The following is a 2,975-nucleotide window of genomic DNA, read 5'->3' as shown; positions in this document are numbered from 1 at the left end:
GGGCTGGTCGGCCCGCCCCCGCCCACGGGGCGGTCGCTGGACGTGGCGGCCGTGCAGGGCAACGACATCGAGTCGACGAGCGCGGCCGGGGTCGCCCGCGTCCAGACGGGGCGCATCGTCCGCGTCGCCGAGCGGATGGTGGAGGCCTCCCGGCCCCTGGCGCGTGCGCCCGGGGGTCCTCCGGACGTGGTCGTGTGGCCGGAGAACTCGTTGGACGCCGACATCCGCGACACCGACAACGCATCCGTCCGGACCCTGGTGGCCGAGGCGCTGGACCTGACCGAGGGCAGCCGGCTGGTGGCCGGCGCCTACCTGCAGGGGCCGCGCCCGAACACCGTGTACAACGTGCAGGCGGAGGTCGTCGCCCCCGGACGCCTCGGGCAGATGTACCGCAAGCGGTCGGCGGTACCGTTCGCCGAGTACGTGCCCGCGCGGCGGTGGCTGGGGTGGCTCCCCGGACTCGAGCAGGTCCCCAACGACATGCTGCCGGGTCGCGGTCCGCAGCTGCTGCGCTTCGGCGACGCCCGCGTCGGCACGCTCATCTGCTTCGAGAACGTCTTCCCCGGGCTGGCGCGTGGCGAGATCCGCGAGGGGGCGCAGGTGCTGCTCGTCTCGACGAACAACGCGAGCTTCGGCCGCACCCCCATGAGCCGCCAGCACCTGGCGTTCAGCCAGGTGCGCGCCGTCGAGTCGGGCCGCTGGCTGCTGCACGCGGGCATCTCGGGGATCTCCGGGGTGATCGACCCGTCGGGTCGCCTGACCCTGCGGACCGGCCTTTTCCGCCAGGACATCGTGCGGGCCGACCTGCCGTTGATCGACGGCGGGACACCGGCCGTGCGCCTGGGAGGCCTCGTCGGCCCCGCCGCCATGCTCGCCGCAGCGCTCCTCGTCGCGTGGCCGGTCGCGCAACGGCGGCTACGGTCCCGCTGACGGCTGCCGACGCGGCCGGGGCTCCGGGTAGGGCGCTGGTATCGTCGGCGCACAGCGGTGCTCGACCCTCCGGCCCGCCCCCGTCATCCAGCGGCCTAGGATCCCGGCCTTTCAAGCCGGCAACGCGGGTTCGAATCCCGTCGGGGGCACGGCCAGTGCTGTCACCAGATCCATCGGTCTGGGCGGCTCGTGGCCGCCGATTCCTCTCGGCCGGAAACCCTTGGGGGTTGACAGGTAAGTAGCGACTTGCATATGGTGGAGTCGTGGCCGACCTCTTCAAGGCGCTCGCTGATCCCACGAGGAGGGCGATCCTCGATGAGCTCGTCGACAGAGACGGTCAGACGCTGTTCGAGCTGTGCAGTCGCCTCACGATGAAGCACGGGTTGAGTTCGACTCGCCAAGCCATCTCCCAGCATCTCGACGTCCTCGAGTCGGCCGGTCTCCTCGCCGCGAGGCGAAGAGGCCGGTTCAAGTTTCACTACGTCAACACCTCCCCCTTGAAGGCGATCGCCGAGCGGCGGCCGAGTGAGGAGTGAGCAGCATGCCGCGAATCAACATCACGAGCGTCTTTGTCGACGATCAGGACAAGGCGCTGGGCTTCTACACGCGCAGGAGCCGGTCGACATGGGCACCGTGATGACTGCCGTCTTCGACGACACCTGCGGGAACCTCATGCAGCTGGCGGCTGCGAAGTAGGTCGGCTCGGGGCTGCTCCCGCGTTGGCATCACCTCCCAGCGGTCGATCCGGACCACCTTCGGGGCGATCCCGACGCGGTGATCGATCCGGGGGCGTGAGGTGAGCCTGCTGGGGTGGTCGGTGCCGTGGACCAGGCTCACGAGCGCGAGGCGGCCATCGGGCGACAGCAGGCTCCGGGCCTCGCCGAGCAGCGCGTCGGCGTCGCCGCCCGTGAGCAAGTCGAAGAGTAGGCGGCGAGGAAGCGGTCGAACCCGCCGCTGTTCCGGGGCAGCGACAGGGCGGGCGGATCGACCAGGCGGACCTCGGCACCCGGATGCCACGGGGCCAGGCGGGCCCGCGCGAGCTCGACCCTCCGTGGGCTGACGTCCACGCCGAGGTAGCCGGCGGCGTAGCGCCCGGTCCGCAACCGCGATCGCACAGCGGGCGCGCGTGCGCGAGCCGCCCGAGTTGGGTCAACCCCGAGACGGTCGTAGAACCTACGTGCGCTCTCGCTGTCGAGGGGCATCGCGGCCCTCTCCGTTGCGTGCAGACTGAACAACTGTCTAGTATACTAGACATGCGTTCAACAGACGTCGCCGACGACCGGACCGCGCGGGCCCGCATCCGGGACGCGGCGATCACGCGGTTCGCCGCCGAGGGCGTCTCGGCGACGAGCGTGCGGGCGATCGCCGCCGAGGCCGGCGTGTCCGCGGGGCTGGTGATCCACCACTTCGGTTCCAAGGAAGCCCTCCGCCGCGCGTGTGACGAGCACGTCGCGAGCCTCATACGGTCGAACAAGCACGAGGGGATGACCGCGGGGGCGAGCTTCGATCCGTTGGCGGCGATGCGCGACGCCAGGCAGGACATCCCGCTGACGAAGTACCTGGCGCGCACGCTGATCGACGGCACGCCGCAGGTGGCGGCACTGATCGACGAGCTGGTCGCCGACGCCGCCGACTACATGGCCGAGGGGGTCGAGGCGGGCGCGCTGCGCCCGAGCGCCTACCCCTCCGAGCGCGCGGCGGTCCTGACGCTCTGGTCGCTGGGGGCCCTGGTGCTCCACGAGCACGTGGAGCGCGTGCTGGGCGTCGACCTGACCCGTGACCCCTCGGAGCTCGCCGACACCGCCGAGGGCGCCGCCTACCTCGGCCCGGTGCTCGAGCTGTTCACCGACGGACTGCTGTCCGACGAGGTCGCCGGCACGCTGCGCTCGGCGCTCGTGGACCGTGCTGCGCCGACCTCGACCACCATACGCGAGCAGGAGTCGACATGAGCGACGACACGGTCATCCGAACCGAGGGGTTGACCAAGCACTACGGCGACGTCAGGGCGCTGGAGGACCTGCACCTGTCGGTACAGCGGGGGGAGG

3 protein-coding genes, 1 tRNA gene and 1 pseudogene are annotated in these 2,975 nt (G+C 71.3%); all 5 read left to right on the top strand.

Annotated features, from left to right (window positions below; all coding sequences use genetic code 11):
* On the top strand, positions 1 to 930 hold a 930-nt coding region (gene lnt / locus M3N57_01130; protein ID MDP9021309.1), incomplete at its 5' end, for an apolipoprotein N-acyltransferase.
* A gap of 76 nt (positions 931 to 1,006) precedes the next feature.
* Positions 1,007 to 1,079, top strand: a tRNA-Glu gene (locus tag M3N57_01125).
* Between the two features lie 114 nt (positions 1,080 to 1,193).
* The gene (locus M3N57_01120; GenBank protein ID MDP9021308.1) at positions 1,194 to 1,466 is read left to right on the top strand and encodes a metalloregulator ArsR/SmtB family transcription factor; all 273 of its coding nucleotides are present in this window, start codon (positions 1,194 to 1,196) and stop codon (positions 1,464 to 1,466) included.
* Positions 1,467 to 1,515: 49 nt separating this feature from the next.
* Positions 1,516 to 1,626, top strand: a pseudogene (locus M3N57_01115) (VOC family protein).
* Positions 1,627 to 2,183: 557 nt separating this feature from the next.
* The gene (locus M3N57_01110; GenBank protein MDP9021307.1) at positions 2,184 to 2,879 is read left to right on the top strand and encodes a TetR family transcriptional regulator; all 696 of its coding nucleotides are present in this window, start codon (positions 2,184 to 2,186) and stop codon (positions 2,877 to 2,879) included.
* Positions 2,880 to 2,975: the final 96 nt, after the last annotated feature.

The organism is Actinomycetota bacterium, from assembly GCA_030776725.1.
Taxonomy (GTDB): domain Bacteria; phylum Actinomycetota; class Nitriliruptoria; order Nitriliruptorales; family JAHWKO01; genus JAHWKW01.
Note: the sequence above shows the minus strand (reverse complement) of the source record. Positions and strands in the feature narration are given on the sequence as shown.